We start from the raw sequence: 14416 nt of genomic DNA, 5'->3' as shown, positions 1-14416 counted from the left end.
CTTAGATGTGGAGAGCGTCTTTCTGACGTTCGCAACTCGATTTCAATGAGTTGAAAATAGGCGCGCCCACGGAACGCAACCCCGGAACGGAACTCAATATAGACGAAAAATCAGCAAATTCTCTGGAATTCACCCCGGAGAAGTTGCTGATTTATTTTTTGTCCCAACCTCACTTTTTTTATGTTGAGTCCTAACCTCTTGTCGTTCGCAGTGGTTTGTTCAAGTAAAAAATACCAGCTAAAATGACACTACTTAAGAAAAGAGCTGCCGCGGATACGAGCAATTCATCAAAACCAAGCCGAACTGCAATTCCGATGAATGCCCAAATGAAGACAAGTTGCATGATTCGGTCGTAATAATGATAACGGAAATGCAAAGCGAGTGCAGTGGCAAATGTTAAAACTCCCACTGTCCAAAGCTGATCGGAAAGACCAAAACCATCCCATTCTAAATAGGTTAACACATAAGAAATATTAGCCACTAAAGCAACGCATACCCATCCCAAGTAAACAGAAAGTGGGCCTCTTTCGCGCCAGTCAGAGCCTTTACGAGGATAAGAGCTATAAAGAAATGCAAGTACTGCAACTAAACCTATCATCATGACTAACGTCCAGAGAAAATATTCATAATGCCATGTAAGAATCCAGGCACAGTTGAATAGACAACTAGCAATAAACAATCCTGTCCGTTTCCAACTAGGTGTTGTTCCTTTTACATGTCGATAAGCAATGTAGCCGATCCAAACTGCTAAAAGGATGTAAATGACACCCCAAATAGAAAATACATAGCCTGCTGGTGTGAAAAGAACTGGCAAGCGATTTGAAATTTCTCCAGTCGTCTGGCCATTAATAGGAAGTATGTTAGCTAGAGCATTAACCGCAACCGTAGCTGCGAGGGCGATTCCCATTAGAATAACTTGTAAAATAACAACCCCTCCTTTTCAATAGTAATAGTATACCTGTCTTTTCCGGAATTGAGAATCGAACCCTTTGTGAACAATCATGAATGATTGAAATGTTGAGAATATTGTGGCGTTTCATGATATACTTAGGGAGACGAAATGAAAGGGGAATGACAATGACAACAGCTACATATCCACTCGTGTGGGACTTAGACACATTCTTTCCAGGAGGATCTGACTCGCCTCAACTGGCAACTCACCTGGAACAAGTTGAACAAAAAATAGAAGCGTTTGAAGCACAACTTACTTCTTTGGAGACGCCAAAATCTGACCAAGAAGCAGAAGCAATGCGCGCACTAATAGAGCAATTGAAAGACGTCGCTACGAATTTATCAGAAGCGGGTGCAACTATTGGTTGTTTCCTGGCGCAAGATACGACAGATAAAAAAGCCAATCTGTTACAAGGGCAAGTCAGTAGCCTAGGTGCTCGTCTTGGCACTATTTTAATGACGATTCAACAAAAATGGTCTAAGACAGATGATGCCGTATGGCAACAATTGTTGGCTTCTGAACTTCTTCATGAGTTTGAATTTATACTTAATGAATGGCGTGAAAAAGCAGCTAAAAAATTATCACAACAAGAAGAGGCTTTAATTACTTCATTAGGAGTCGATGGCTATCAAGGCTGGGGACAGCTCTATGATCTCTTAATTGCAGATATGAAAGTTACGGTAAACGTTGAAGGAACAGAAAAGAAACTTTCAATCGGTCAAGCTAGCAATCTCTATTCTCACGAAAACCCTGAAGTACGTAAATCTGTGAAACAAGCCCTTGAACAAGCCTTTACAGAAAAAGAGGAGTTCTTCGCTAAGACCTTGAATCATTTAGCTGGGTATCGCCTTGCTGTCTATAAAAAACGTGGTTGGAACGATGTTTTAGAAGAACCGTTAGCGATTAATCGCATGAGCCAAGAAACGTTGGATGCTATGTGGGGTGCTATTACGGACGGGAAACAACCATTTGTGAAGTATTTAACAAAAAAAGCTGAACTACTTGGTACGGAGAAAATTCATTGGCATGATATGGATGCTCCTATTGGAGAATCTGCTAAAACTATGGACTATCAACAAGGTGCAGAGTTCATTTTAAAACACTTTAAAAACTTTGGACCTGAGCTTGAATCGTTCTCGCGTCATGCATTTGAAAATGGCTGGATTGAGGCAGAAGATCGCGACAATAAACGTCCAGGCGGTTTCTGTACAGGAATGCCAGTTTCTCAAGAATCACGTATTTTTATGACGTATAGTGGATCTATGTCGAATGTATCCACATTAGCACATGAGCTAGGCCATGCGTTCCATACGTATGCACTACGTCCTGTTCATTGGTTAAATCGACAATACGCAATGGGCGTTGCTGAAACGGCTTCTACTTTTGCTGAGATGATTGTTGCAGATGCAGCAGTAGCTGAAGCAACATCTAAAGAAGAGAAAGCAGCTTTGCTTGAAGATAAAATTCAACGCAGTGTAGCGTTCTTCATGAACATTCACTCACGATTCTTATTTGAGACTCGCTTCTATGAGGAGCGTAAGAAAGGTGTAGTGTCGAGTAGTAGACTGAATGAATTGATGGCAGAAGCTCAAGAAGAGGCCTATGCAGGTGCACTTGCAGATACGCATCCTCACTTCTGGGCTACGAAGCTTCATTTCTATATTACAGGCGTTCCATTCTATAACTTCCCATACACGTTTGGTTACCTGTTCAGTTTGTCTATCTATGCAAAAGCAAAAGAAGAAGGTTCTGCATTTGAAGAGAAATATATGGCGCTTCTTCGTGATACAGCGGTCATGTCAGTTGAAGATTTGGCTAAAAAGCATTTAAATGAAGATATCACGAAAAAAGATTTCTGGGCAAAAGGAATCGCTCTTTGTCATGCAGACGTTGAGGAATTCTTAAGTCTCGTGTAATAAGGAGGGGTGGGCTTGATACGGTTAGAAGGGCAGCAGTGTGTCTGCAAGACATTTCAGATGGCAGATGCAGCTCCACTTGCGCAGCTTGTTAGTCAGAACAAAGATTTTTGGGGAAGGTTTGAACCTCTTCACAGAGAGTCTTACTATACTACTGTTGTGCAGCGGGAAAAAATCCGAGAGTCCATCAAGTTATTGAAAGAACAAAGAGAATACAGTTTTGGTATTTACGAAAAAGGTACCCATCAATTAGTGGGTACCATCTCTTTGTACAGTATTAAACGATTACCTTTTTTAAGTGGGATGATTGGGTATGCGGTTGATCAACAGCAAGTAGGCAAGGGATATGCTAAAGAAGCTATAGCTTTAGTGACTGCATTTGCCTTTACTCAAGTGCAGTTAAATCGTGTAGAAGCCTATGTGTCGCCTTACAATGAACCCTCTGTTTACTTATTATCAAAATCCGGTTTTTACGAAGAAGGCTATTTAAATCAACTTTTGTACATCAATGGGCAATGGATGGATCACCTCTTATTTGCACAAACAAAATCTGATTTTACAGACCGATTACATGCAAAAGACTCGTCTACCTGACGAGTCTTTTTTGCTCTGGACTGGAATAAAGCATATTTATAAAACTTAATTAATGGCAAAGTTGAGTGGAGTGGAGGGGCTGACTCCAGTGGGATCAAAAGTCGAAACGTGAGACCCCGCAGGAGTTTTGCGACGAGGAGGCTCACGGCGCGCCAACGGAACGCAGTCCCGGAACGGAACTCAACGCAAATTTGTAGATTCTTTAGAAACTAATTTAATGAACTAAATAATCTGGCTTCTGTTCCAGACTAAGCATTAAATTATACGACTGTTCCATCGTGTACGAGGTCTAAACGTCCAGTTGCTGGATCAATTATTAAACCATGTACTTTTATCGAAGGTAAAACAAGCGGGTGATTTTTAATCATATCCACACTATGCTGAACACTATCTTTCACATTATCAAATCCTTCTAACCAGTCATGCACATTCACTCCAGCATTGGTTAAAATGTCGACCGTTTTCGGATCTACACCTCGCTCAATCATCGAAGATATCATGGCATCTGGATCAATGGCAGCCATACCGCAATCATGGTGACCGATGACAAAGATTTCTTCAGCTTGCAGGGCATACACAGCGACTAACAAACTACGCATAATTCCCCCAAATGGGTGATTGATAATAGCCCCTGCACTTTTTACGATTTTAACATCGCCATTTTGAATGTTCATGGACTTGGGAAGCAATTCGACAAGTCGAGTGTCCATACAAGAGAGAATGACCATTTTTTTATCGGGAAACTTAGTTGTAGCAAAAGGTTCATAATTTTTGTTGTGAACGAAGCTTTCATTGTAAGCTAAAATTTCATGTAAATTAGACATAAAAAACACTCCCTTCTAGTTATTTAGTTTACTATATGAAGGGAGTGATTGGCGAACTATTTTGCTGCTTTTACACGTTTAAATTTTGGCATGACTGTTTTACCTGTTCCAATTACAACAGCGTGAAGAGGCTCAGGTGCTATGTGAACGGGAACGTCTATAACCGTACTTAACCATTCTCCAATATTTTTTAGTAAAGCGCCTCCGCCTGTTAATACAACCCCATGATCAACGATATCTCCTGATAATTCAGGTGGACAAACTTCAAGAGTGGCACGAATCGTCTCTAAGATTGTTTCTAAGGATTCACGTAACACTTCCTGGATTTCAATTGAGGAGAGTGTAATAGACTTTGGTAATCCTGTTACAACATCGCGACCGGTTACAGCTAATTGTTCTACCTCATGCGGAACAAGTGCATGGCCAATTTCATGTTTAATATGCTCAGCAGTTGGTTCTCCGATTAAAACATTATATTCTTTACGAACATGTAAGATAATTGCCTCATTCATGCTGTCTCCTGCTGCTTTTGTTGTATTAGAAGCCACCACTCCACCAAATGAGATGATTCCTACTTCAGTTGTTCCACCGCCAATGTCCACAATCATACTGGCAACAGGTTCATGAACGGGTAGGTCAGATCCAATAGCAGCGGCCACGGGTTCTTCAATTAAATAAACTTCCTTTGCTCCACTTTGTCTAACGGCATCTTCAATCGCACGTCGCTCCACTGAAGTAGCTCCAGAGGGCGTGCAGATAGCAACAGTTGGTTTGCGTAGAGGCGTTCCTAACTTCTTACTAGCTTGTTGCATGATTAACTTCAAAAGTTCAGTGGTTCGTTCGAAATCAGCAATTACTCCTTCTTTCAATGGACGAACGATTTCAATGGATTGGGGGGTTTTGCCAATCATTTTTTTAGCTCTCTCTCCAAATGCAATAATAGCTCCTGTATTTTTATCGATAGCCACTACAGTGGGTTCATTTAAAATTATTCCTTTAGTAGTTGAATAAACTAATGTGTTGGCAGTTCCTAGGTCAATTCCAATTTGTGTACTTTGAAACATAGCGACATCCTCCTCTTTCTAAGACGTACTAATTATATAAGAAGGAAATAATAATGACACTTGGTAAAATCTAGTATATTTCAATGATTGCATGAAAAAAAAGGAGGAAAGACAGGGGAGGCGGGCAGAAAATGAGGATATAGTGTGGGAAATTCATCATCACGTAAATGCTTTGTTACCAAAATGTAAACAAAAAGAAAGTTCATGACATGAAAAAAAGAGCTGAAAATCAGCTCTTTTAGTAATGCTCTGGTCGTGGATCGATTTTATCTGCATCGTGGGAGTTCATCGCTGTAGCGAAGTAATACATCATAACTGAACCAGCGATTCCCATTACAGTAAGAAAACCAAAAACCGTTGCTAAAAAAATACCCATGATTTTCACCTCTTCTGAGATTCTACATGTAGTATACATGATATTGAATAAAAAAGGTAGGGCACAAATGTGAACAGACTAGAATGCCCAGTTTCCAGCACGGAAAATCGGCTCACGACTACCGTCCTCTAAAATACCATCAATGGACATTTCAGCTGATCCAATCATGAAATCGACATGCGTGATACTGTCGTTTAGACCGTGCTTTGAAAGTTCTTCTTGTGACATTGTTTTTCCGCCTTCAAGGCAAAAAGCATAAGCTGAACCTATAGCTAAGTGATTTGAAGCATTCTCATCAAATAGAGTGTTATAGAAAAGGATATTAGAGTTTGAAATTGGTGAGTCATGCGGAACTAACGCCACTTCACCAAGACGATGAGAGCCTTCGTCTGTCTCTACTAACTTCGTTAATACTTCTTGCCCTTCTTTTGCTTCCACTTTAGTGATGCGACCATTTTCAAATGTAAGGGTAAATTCATCAATAATATTTCCGCCATAGCTTAAAGGCTTTGTGCTAGAAACATATCCATTCACGCCATTTTTGTGAGGGACAGTGAATACTTCTTCTGTAGGCATGTTAGCCATAAAGCTATCGCCTTTTTCATTCGTGCTGCTAGCACCAGCCCATAAATGACCCTTTGGAAGCTCGATAGTTAAGTCTGTTCCTGGAGCGGTATAGTGAAGGCTAGTGTATTTCTTGTCATTTAAGTAATCCACTTTTTCATGTAAAGTTTTGTCATGATCCGCCCATGCTTGAACTGGATCTGCTAAATCTGCGCGTACTGCCTTAAAAATAGCCTCCCATAGAAGCTCAAGTTGTTTTTCAGGAGCTGCATCAGGGAATACTTTTGCTGCCCAACCTGCAGATGGAGCCGCAATGACGGTCCAGCTAATTTTATCTGATTGTACATATTGACGATATTTTGACAAAGCTTTTCCAGCTGTTTTTTGGAAGGTAGCAATTCGTGTTGAATCAATTCCTTTTAATAGGTCAGGGCTTTGGGAAACTATATTCATAAACGCTGCACCTTTTTCAGCCAGTTGCTCGCGCTCCATGACCTTCCATTCAGGGAAGAAGTCAAACGAATCTTCTGGAGCATTTTCATAGCGAATGCGACCTAGTTGATCATCGGTTAGGTCAACAAATACTTGTTTAGCACCAACTTCATAGGCTTTTTTCGTAACAGCACGTGTGAACTCTAATGTATCCGTTGAAGCGGCAATATACAAATACTGACCAGGTTGAATATTGACGCCTATTTCAACTGCAAGAGCTGCATAATTTTCTACATATTTAGCAAATGTCGACATGAAATTTCCTCCTTTAAGCTTTACTTATTTAGAATAGCAGGAAAAGTCGAATAAATGCAACGAAGCGTTTTAAATTAAATTAAACTCTTGCAATTTTGTAAACAAAAGTTTAATATATAAACAAATGTTTAAAAAGGTGGTGAAGCAATGTATACGGAAAAAGAAATGCAGTTACTATCTTTATTAAAAAAGAATCCCTATTCTAGCCAACAGGAGTTAGCTGCACAACTTGAACTCTCTAGACCTTCTATCGCAAATCTTATTTCAGGATTAACAAAAGCCGGAGCAATTAAAGGGAGGGCTTACGTACTTTCTGAATCCAATGCAGTCCTTGTTTTTGGGGGAATGAATATTGACCGCAAGATGATTGTGAAAAATGAGCTTGTCTTTCAAACTTCCAACCCAGTTACAAGCTATCAGACGGCAGGGGGAGTTGCACGCAATATTGCTGAAAATTTAGGACGCCTTGGGCATGATGTGAAATTACTAAGTGCAGCAGGCAAGGACTTAGAATGGGAATTTTTATATGAAAAAACGCATGAATGGGCAGATCTTGAATACTCATTGCGCAGTGAAAATGAAAGAACAGGTACCTACACTGCCATTTTAGATCAAACTGGTGAGATGCAACTAGCACTTGCTGATATGGAAATTTATGAGCTGTTAACGGCTGAGTGGGTCGTATCACATGAGAAACTTTTTAGGACAGCTAGTCTGGTCGTAATTGATTTAAATGTGAAACAAGAGGCTATTCAAGCGATCTTGCAATTAAGTTCACGCTATTCAGTACCCGTCGCGATTGTACCTGTCTCAGCACCAAAAATGAAAAATCTACCCGAGTCACCGCTAACAGCTGAATGGATAATTTGTAACAAGGGAGAAGCTGAGATAACTACTGGGATTGTGATCGACTCAGATGAACAGTTAGAACGTGCTCACAAAGCTCTGCAAGCTCGAGGATTTAGTCAAACAGTCATTACAGACGGTGGTAATGGCATATCTGCTAGTGAAGCAGGCACACTGGTTAAGATGCAAGCCATCCCAGTTCATGAAATAAAAGATGTGACAGGGGCAGGGGACTCCTTTGTGGCTGCAACACTTCATATGTGGCTGCAAACTAAAGATAGTGTCAGTTCATTAAAAGCAGGTCTAATGAATGCGTCCAAAACACTTGAATCAACTTATACAGTAAGACCTGAATTAACAGCAGAACGTTTAAAATTAGAAACGGAGGAACTAACATGAAACATTTATTAGATTACACAACTGAGGTTCAACAAGCTTTGGAGGCAGGCCAACCAATCGTTGCACTTGAATCAACTATCATCTCCCATGGAATGCCGTACCCTGAAAATGTAAAAATGGCAAAAGAAGTCGAGCAAGTCATTCGCGAAAACGGTGCAGTTCCAGCAACTATTGCATTATTAGACGGACGCATTAAAATCGGATTAACGGATGAGGATCTAGAGCTACTTGCTACTAGCAAAACTGTGCGTAAAACTTCACGACGCGATTTAGCGTACGTACTCGCTTCGAAAGAGCTAGGAGCTACGACGGTCGCAACAACGATGATTTGCGCAGAGCTAGCAGGAATTTCTGTATTTGTCACAGGAGGCATTGGTGGTGTCCACCGTGGAGCCGAATCAACTATGGATATCTCAGCAGATCTTGAAGAACTTTCTCAAACGAATGTTGCCGTCATCTGTGCAGGAGCGAAATCAATTTTAGATATTGGCCTGACGCTAGAATACTTAGAAACAAAAGGAGTACCAGTTGTCGGATACGGAACAGATGCATTTCCAGCATTCTATTCAGCGACTAGTCAATTCCAATCAAACTTCCGTTTAGATACGCCACAACAAGTAGCAGAAATGCTTCATATGAAATGGGGAATCGGTCTAAAAGGTGGAGCGGTCATTGCAAATCCAATTCCAGAGGAATCTTCTTTAGAAGAATCGGAAATTACAGCACTAATCGAAGAAGCTTTAATGCAAGCAGAACAACAAGGTGTGAAGGGGAAAGACGTTACACCTTTCTTGTTAGGGAAAGTGAAAGAACTGACAGATGGAAAGTCTCTCGAGGCAAACATAGCACTTGTTATGAACAATGCCCGTGTAGGTGCACAAATCGCTCAAGCATTTTCAGCAAAATAAAAAACAGGCGGCCTCGCAAAAGGTCGTCTGTTTTTTTAATTGCGTAAATTTCCTAGCTCAGAAGCAATGGCCTGCATTTCACTTGGACTAAAAGTATCACGACGTGACACCATTTCATACAAGTAACACAAATCGTCATAAGCGGAAGCTGTAAAATCTTCTGCTTTCATTGCATCCACATTGACCATACGCAGTTTATCTTTAATTGCATTAATCATAAATGTAACATTTTCTTTTGATGGTTGAGTGAGATCCATAGGATACCGCCTTTCTCGTTCATCCATCTATCATTCCACGCTACACGCAGGTTGTCAATAGACTATGCTTGTGCTTTTTCTTCTTTCAGTTTTGCGCGAATTAATTTTGTTTCATAAGCGATAACACCTGACAGACCAAGTAATCCAATTAAGTTAGGAATGGCCATCATACCGTTAGCAACATCTGAGAATGTCCAGATCAAATCAAGTGAGATAACTGAACCGACGAATACCATAGCAATGAACAGGATACGGTAAACAATCAATAAAGATGGATTCTTGAATAGATACTGGAAACATTTTTCTCCATAATACGCCCATCCTAGAATTGTAGAAGAAGCGAAGAAAATTAGTCCAACTGCAACAATGATCGGTCCAACATCACCTAAGAAATATTCAAAAGCGCCAGATGTAAGAGTACCAGCACCGTCACTATCAGTAGTTGTGTAAAGTCCTGACATAACAATTGTAATACCTGTGATTGAACAGATAATAATTGTATCGAAGAAAACCTGTGTCATTGAAATTAGACCTTGTCTACCTGGTAGGTCAGTTTTCGCGGCAGCAGCAGCGATTGGAGCTGATCCTAATCCGGCCTCATTCGAGAATACTCCACGAGCCACACCATAACGAATTGCAGCACCGATGGCTCCACCAGCAGCGGCTTCAGTTGAGAATGCCATTTCAATGATAGTCATAACAGCACCAGGTACTTCAGTAATATTGAGTACCATAATTAATAAACCGCCGAAGACATAGAAGATAGCCATAACTGGTACAAACACTGCCGTTACTTTACCGATTGACTTAATACCACCAATGATAACAAGTGCTGCGAAAATCATTAGTATAAGTCCAGTAATCCAGTTTGGCACACCGAATGTACTATTTACAACATTCGCAACGGAGTTGGACTGTGTACCGTTTCCGATTCCAAAAGCAGCAAGCGCTCCGAATATGGCAAACATCACAGCTAACCATTTTTGTTTCAAGCCATGCTCTAAGTAGTACATTGGTCCACCAGCCATTTCACCGTTTGGACCTTTCACACGGTATTTTACTGCTAGTACAGCTTCTCCATATTTTGTCGCCATTCCGAAGATAGCAGATAGCCACATCCAGAATACTGCTCCAGGTCCACCAAGTACGATGGCAGTCGCCACACCGACGATATTACCTGTACCAACAGTGGCAGCAAGTGCAGTCGTCAAAGCTTGGAACTGAGAGATGTCACCTTCTGCATTCTTGTCATGTTTTCTAGAAAAAGTTTGTTTTAAAGCTGCTGGTAACATAAGAATTTGAATAAGTCCTAAACGAAAAGTTAAATAAATACCAGTACCCACAATTAAAGCAAGTAGTGGTGGTCCCCAGACTACATCAGAAATTGCTCCTAAAACATTATAAATAGCGTCCATTTGAATCCCCCTTTTTATGTATGTCTACAGCCGAAATAGCAATCCTCCTTTAAAGTAAATGTCGTTCATACAAATAATATTCATAAAATTCTGCACTCGCGTCAAGACAATTTTTTTAATTCGAGTCGTTTCATCAATTTATCTAAGGGTATAATAGACTATAATACGAACGAAATAATTGATTTGGAGGCGTTTTAAATGGGACAAAGTAAATTTTCAAAAGGTATTTTATTTGGAGCACTAGCAGGAGCATTTATCAGCTTATTGGATCGTCAAACTCGAGATGTCATGAAGACTCGTGCACGTTCAGCAAATGAAAGAGCTCGCTATTACAGTGAAAACCGCGAAGTTCTAAAGCATGATATCGAAACTAAAATTAATCATTACAAATCTCTTTATGAAAAGTTATCTCAAGATGCTCAGTATCTTTCTTCACAAGTAAATGAAGTGAAACAAATTGCTCCACAGGTCCAGACACTTCTATCTGAGACGAAAAATACATTTAGCTCATCTAAAGAGGAATACAAAGATATTATCTCAGAAGCTTCTAATGAATCATTACAAGCACAAGATATATCTCATGATCCACAAATGCAGCAACAAACTCCTGAATATGCAGAGAAGTATGGTGAAGACGAAAAAAAGAATGGGTAATTAATGAGGATGTGAAGCGAATGGAGGAAACTCCAGAAGAAAAAGTAAATAAGGGAGATTCTGTTGCTCCTTCCAAATCGTATTCTTGGAAAGAAAAATTGAAATTTATGCAGTTTGGTAAGAAAAAAGAGAAGAAAACAACTGAGTCCTATGATCCCGCAACGTGGAAAGGATTTTTTCAAGACCTTTTACAACATATTCAAAAGTCAGATGTTACAGCACTAGGAGCTCAACTTGCATTCTTTTTCTTACTTTCTTTGTTTCCACTGTTAATTTTTATGGTGACATTGCTTCCTTACTTAAATTTACCTGAAGATCAAATCTTTCAATTCTTAAGAAATTATGCACCCGCAGATGTCTATGCTCTAATAGAGAGCACACTCACAGAAGTTTTACAAAATAGGAATGGCGGATTGTTGTCATTAGGTCTACTCGGTACTATTTGGTCAGCTTCCAATGGTGTGAATGCAATCGTTAAGTCCTTGAATAAATCATACGGGTTAGAAGAAACGCGACCATTTTTTATTGTAAGAGGTTTATCGGTAGTGTTTACCATTCTTATCATTGTGCTATTTGTAATAGCTTTAGTACTACCAGTCTTCGGTGAACAAATTGGTATTCTGCTATTTTCATTCTTAGGGTTAGATGAGATGTTCTTGCTAGTTTGGAATAGTATTCGTTTCACGATTCCACCACTAATTATTTTTGTGGTCTTAACTGCATTATATTGGCTTGTTCCTAATGAAAAATTATATTTAAAGAGCGTTATTCCAGGTGGTATTTTCGCAGCACTCGGATGGATTTTAGTTTCCCTTGGATTCTCTTTCTATGTTAGTAATTTTGCTAATTATACAGCTACATATGGCAGTCTAGGTGCTATTATTGTCTTAATGATGTGGCTATATTTCTCTGGCACCATTCTAATGATTGGTGGCCAAATCAATGCTGTTATGCAAGAACGAAAAGAACGTATGGAAGCAAAAGAAGCAGGCTGAGCCGAGAGCTCATTCTGCTTCTTTTTTATAAGCTTTTTAACATTCTTAACCCATTTAGAATAACTAAGATGGTGGATCCTTCATGCCCGATGACGCCTAGGGGTAAGTTAACAATTTGCAAGAAGTTTGAAACGATTAAGATTGCGATAATTGCAATTGAGAAAGCTAAGTTTTGTTTCACGATACGCTGCATTTTGCGAGAAAGTTCAACTGAGTAGGCTAGTTTTGTTAATTCATTTTTCATTAGAACAACATCAGCTGTCTCTAATGCAACATCTGTTCCATCACCCATTGCAAATCCAGTAGAGGCTGTTGCAAGCGCAGGTGCGTCGTTGATCCCATCCCCAACCATCCCCACGTATGGATATTTTTCTTTTAATTTCTTAAGTTCGAGAACTTTTGTCTCAGGTAAACACTCAGCGACAAATTCATCAATTCCCGCTTCTTTAGCAATGCTTTCTGCTGTTTTTGCATTGTCTCCGGTAAGCATAATAGTCGTGATCCCTAAACTCTTGAGTCGGGCAATCGTCTCTTTTGCCTCAGGACGTACTTGATCTTTTAATGCAATCAAAGCCAAAATGCCTTGATCATCACGAATATACGTAACCGTTTTTCCTTCTGAAGCTAGAGAATCTGAAATCCCCCCTGCGAATGCAAAAGCTTCATCTTGCCCGACGAAATTTGGTTTTCCCACTTTATATAAACTTCCGTTGATTGTACCTGTCATACCAAAACCTGATACATCCTGAACATCGATGTTTAAATCAGCTGAAACTCCTTGAGATTTTGCATAAGCTGTAATAGCAACGGCTAAAGGATGATTGGATTTATCTTCAATAGAAGCGAGAAGTCTAAGTGTTTCATGAACGTCTAAATCCTGTCGTGTAATAAACTCAGTTACTTCAGGTTTGCCTCGCGTAAGGGTTCCAGTTTTATCAAAAGCAATGGCTGTTAGTTTTGTTAAGCCTTCTAAATGACTTCCACCTTTAACGAGTATCCCATTACGTGCACCGTTAGAGATTGAGGCTAACGTTGCTGGCATGACCGATGCCACGACTGCGCAAGGGGAAGCGACTACTAAAAGGACCATAGCACGATAAAATGTTGTCGACCAATCCCAACCTACTAAATAATGGGGGAGGAATAGCATCAGCGCCACAGTAACTAAAACGACTTTTACATAAGTGCCTTCGAAACGTTCAATGAATTGTTGGGAAGGGGACTTCTCGTTCTGGGCAGCTTGAACAAGAGCGATGATTTTTTGGAATAGCGAATCTGCGTTTTCCTTCATGACTTCTGCAGTGAGTGCACCACTACCATTGATCGTTCCAGAGAAGATTTCGTTTCCGACTTGCTTTGTAACTGGAATAGGTTCCCCAGAAATAGCAGCTTCATCAACCGAAGATACTCCATCAATGACTCTAGCATCTGCAGGTATTTTTTCGCCTGGCTTAATCAATAACCAGTCTCCAATTTTCAATGAATCTACGTCAACTAAATGAGGGGCATTTGAAGCGTCTAATTTCCAAGCTTTATCTGGCTGCATATTGACAAGAGAAGCAATCTCTTTTTTACTTTTATTGATTGTATAAGTCTCAAGTGCACCACTTAAGGAAAAGATAAAAATTAAGATGGCACCTTCAGCCCAGTAGCCGATAAGAGAAGAACCCACAGCTGCTAAAATCATTAATAATTCCACATTTAATTTTCGGTCTTTGATTGTTTTTTCAATACCTTCTTTTGCCTTAAAGTATCCACCAATTACAAAGGCAAGAAGGAACACAATAACGGAAGCGGTTGAAAAGTCACTTCTGGAAAGAAGCCAACCAACTAAAATCAGGACCCCAGAAACTAACGCATTTATTAACTCTATATGGGGAGTCAGTTTATTTATCATAGACGCAC

14 protein-coding genes are annotated in these 14416 nt (G+C 39.9%); 6 read left to right on the top strand and 8 right to left on the bottom strand.

Translation table 11 applies throughout. From position 1 onward, the window contains the following. Nucleotides 1-190 precede the first annotated feature (190 nt). Nucleotides 191-907, bottom strand: coding sequence for a TspO/MBR family protein (locus MKY84_RS11610; protein ID WP_342526161.1), 717 nt, complete (start codon nucleotides 905-907; stop codon nucleotides 191-193). A 170-nt stretch (nucleotides 908-1077) separates the two neighbouring features. On the opposite strand from MKY84_RS11610, the gene MKY84_RS11605 reads away from it, so the two are divergent. Together MKY84_RS11605 and MKY84_RS11600 are read left to right on the top strand one after the other, a co-directional pair. Next, the gene (locus MKY84_RS11605; protein ID WP_342526160.1) at nucleotides 1078-2868 is read left to right on the top strand and encodes a M3 family oligoendopeptidase; all 1791 of its coding nucleotides are present in this window, start codon (nucleotides 1078-1080) and stop codon (nucleotides 2866-2868) included. A gap of 9 nt (nucleotides 2869-2877) precedes the next feature. Continuing rightward, entirely contained in the window at nucleotides 2878-3462 is a 585-nt protein-coding gene (locus tag MKY84_RS11600) for a GNAT family protein (RefSeq protein WP_342526159.1), read from the top strand. 260 nt (nucleotides 3463-3722) lie between these two features. On the opposite strand, the gene MKY84_RS11595 is transcribed toward MKY84_RS11600, so the two are convergent. The 4 genes from MKY84_RS11595 to MKY84_RS11580 all read right to left on the bottom strand — a co-directional run bounded on the left by MKY84_RS11595 (nucleotide 3723) and on the right by MKY84_RS11580 (nucleotide 7037). Beyond that, complete coding sequence (locus MKY84_RS11595; protein WP_342526157.1) at nucleotides 3723-4286, bottom strand: carbonic anhydrase; 564 nt, start codon at nucleotides 4284-4286, stop codon at nucleotides 3723-3725. A gap of 56 nt (nucleotides 4287-4342) precedes the next feature. Next, the gene (mreBH, locus tag MKY84_RS11590; protein ID WP_342526155.1) at nucleotides 4343-5350 is read right to left on the bottom strand and encodes a rod-share determining protein MreBH; all 1008 of its coding nucleotides are present in this window, start codon (nucleotides 5348-5350) and stop codon (nucleotides 4343-4345) included. A gap of 238 nt (nucleotides 5351-5588) precedes the next feature. Further along, nucleotides 5589-5726 carry a hypothetical protein gene (locus MKY84_RS11585; RefSeq protein WP_342526153.1) on the bottom strand — a complete coding sequence of 46 codons (138 nt, stop codon included), beginning with the start codon at nucleotides 5724-5726 and terminating at the stop codon, nucleotides 5589-5591. A 78-nt stretch (nucleotides 5727-5804) separates the two neighbouring features. Further along, nucleotides 5805-7037 (bottom strand): aminopeptidase, encoded by a 1233-nt coding sequence (locus MKY84_RS11580; RefSeq protein WP_342526151.1) that lies wholly within the window; start codon nucleotides 7035-7037, stop codon nucleotides 5805-5807. Between the two features lie 147 nt (nucleotides 7038-7184). Between MKY84_RS11580 and MKY84_RS11575 the strand changes: the two genes are divergently transcribed. Together MKY84_RS11575 and MKY84_RS11570 are read left to right on the top strand one after the other, a co-directional pair. Then, a complete protein-coding gene (locus tag MKY84_RS11575) occupies nucleotides 7185-8282 on the top strand; it encodes a PfkB family carbohydrate kinase (protein WP_342526149.1) in 1098 nt (365 codons plus the stop codon). Next, nucleotides 8279-9190, top strand: a complete 912-nt coding sequence (locus MKY84_RS11570) for a pseudouridine-5'-phosphate glycosidase (RefSeq protein ID WP_342526147.1) — start codon at nucleotides 8279-8281, stop codon at nucleotides 9188-9190. The genes MKY84_RS11575 and MKY84_RS11570 overlap by 4 nt, the downstream gene beginning before the upstream one ends. A gap of 35 nt (nucleotides 9191-9225) precedes the next feature. On the opposite strand, the gene MKY84_RS11565 is transcribed toward MKY84_RS11570, so the two are convergent. Further along, nucleotides 9226-9447, bottom strand: a complete 222-nt coding sequence (locus MKY84_RS11565) for a DUF1128 domain-containing protein (protein WP_342526145.1) — start codon at nucleotides 9445-9447, stop codon at nucleotides 9226-9228. A gap of 62 nt (nucleotides 9448-9509) precedes the next feature. Continuing rightward, nucleotides 9510-10862 (bottom strand): sodium:alanine symporter family protein, encoded by a 1353-nt coding sequence (locus MKY84_RS11560; protein ID WP_342526143.1) that lies wholly within the window; start codon nucleotides 10860-10862, stop codon nucleotides 9510-9512. 198 nt (nucleotides 10863-11060) lie between these two features. Here MKY84_RS11560 and MKY84_RS11555 point away from each other — a divergent pair, with 198 nt between their 5' ends. Next, on the top strand, nucleotides 11061-11516 hold the full coding sequence (locus MKY84_RS11555) for a YtxH domain-containing protein (protein ID WP_342526141.1): 456 nt from the start codon (nucleotides 11061-11063) through the stop codon (nucleotides 11514-11516). A gap of 20 nt (nucleotides 11517-11536) precedes the next feature. Continuing rightward, nucleotides 11537-12511 (top strand): YihY/virulence factor BrkB family protein, encoded by a 975-nt coding sequence (locus MKY84_RS11550; protein ID WP_342526139.1) that lies wholly within the window; start codon nucleotides 11537-11539, stop codon nucleotides 12509-12511. A 25-nt stretch (nucleotides 12512-12536) separates the two neighbouring features. On the opposite strand, the gene MKY84_RS11545 is transcribed toward MKY84_RS11550, so the two are convergent. Continuing rightward, complete coding sequence (locus MKY84_RS11545; protein ID WP_342526137.1) at nucleotides 12537-14408, bottom strand: heavy metal translocating P-type ATPase; 1872 nt, start codon at nucleotides 14406-14408, stop codon at nucleotides 12537-12539. Between the last annotated feature and the right edge of the window lie 8 nt (nucleotides 14409-14416).

Source organism: Chryseomicrobium sp. FSL W7-1435 (genome assembly GCF_038595005.1).
In the GTDB taxonomy this organism is placed as follows: domain Bacteria; phylum Bacillota; class Bacilli; order Bacillales_A; family Planococcaceae; genus Chryseomicrobium.
This window is presented reverse-complemented; position numbering and strand designations above follow the sequence as displayed.

Bases quoted from the DNA above. Each gene is read 5' to 3' on its own strand.
- MKY84_RS11570 (WP_342526147.1), top strand. From the start codon at position 8,279: ATGAAACATTTATTAGATTACACAACTGAGGTTCAACAAGCTTTGGAG.
- MKY84_RS11545 (WP_342526137.1), bottom strand. From the start codon at position 14,408: ATGATAAATAAACTGACTCCCCATATAGAGTTAATAAATGCGTTAGTT.
- MKY84_RS11560 (WP_342526143.1), bottom strand. From the start codon at position 10,862: ATGGACGCTATTTATAATGTTTTAGGAGCAATTTCTGATGTAGTCTGG.
- mreBH (WP_342526155.1), bottom strand. From the start codon at position 5,350: ATGTTTCAAAGTACACAAATTGGAATTGACCTAGGAACTGCCAACACA.
- MKY84_RS11575 (WP_342526149.1), top strand. From the start codon at position 7,185: ATGTATACGGAAAAAGAAATGCAGTTACTATCTTTATTAAAAAAGAAT.
- MKY84_RS11555 (WP_342526141.1), top strand. From the start codon at position 11,061: ATGGGACAAAGTAAATTTTCAAAAGGTATTTTATTTGGAGCACTAGCA.
- MKY84_RS11610 (WP_342526161.1), bottom strand. From the start codon at position 907: ATGGGAATCGCCCTCGCAGCTACGGTTGCGGTTAATGCTCTAGCTAAC.
- MKY84_RS11585 (WP_342526153.1), bottom strand. From the start codon at position 5,726: ATGGGTATTTTTTTAGCAACGGTTTTTGGTTTTCTTACTGTAATGGGA.
- MKY84_RS11595 (WP_342526157.1), bottom strand. From the start codon at position 4,286: ATGTCTAATTTACATGAAATTTTAGCTTACAATGAAAGCTTCGTTCAC.
- MKY84_RS11580 (WP_342526151.1), bottom strand. From the start codon at position 7,037: ATGTCGACATTTGCTAAATATGTAGAAAATTATGCAGCTCTTGCAGTT.
- MKY84_RS11605 (WP_342526160.1), top strand. From the start codon at position 1,078: ATGACAACAGCTACATATCCACTCGTGTGGGACTTAGACACATTCTTT.
- MKY84_RS11550 (WP_342526139.1), top strand. From the start codon at position 11,537: ATGGAGGAAACTCCAGAAGAAAAAGTAAATAAGGGAGATTCTGTTGCT.
- MKY84_RS11565 (WP_342526145.1), bottom strand. From the start codon at position 9,447: ATGGATCTCACTCAACCATCAAAAGAAAATGTTACATTTATGATTAAT.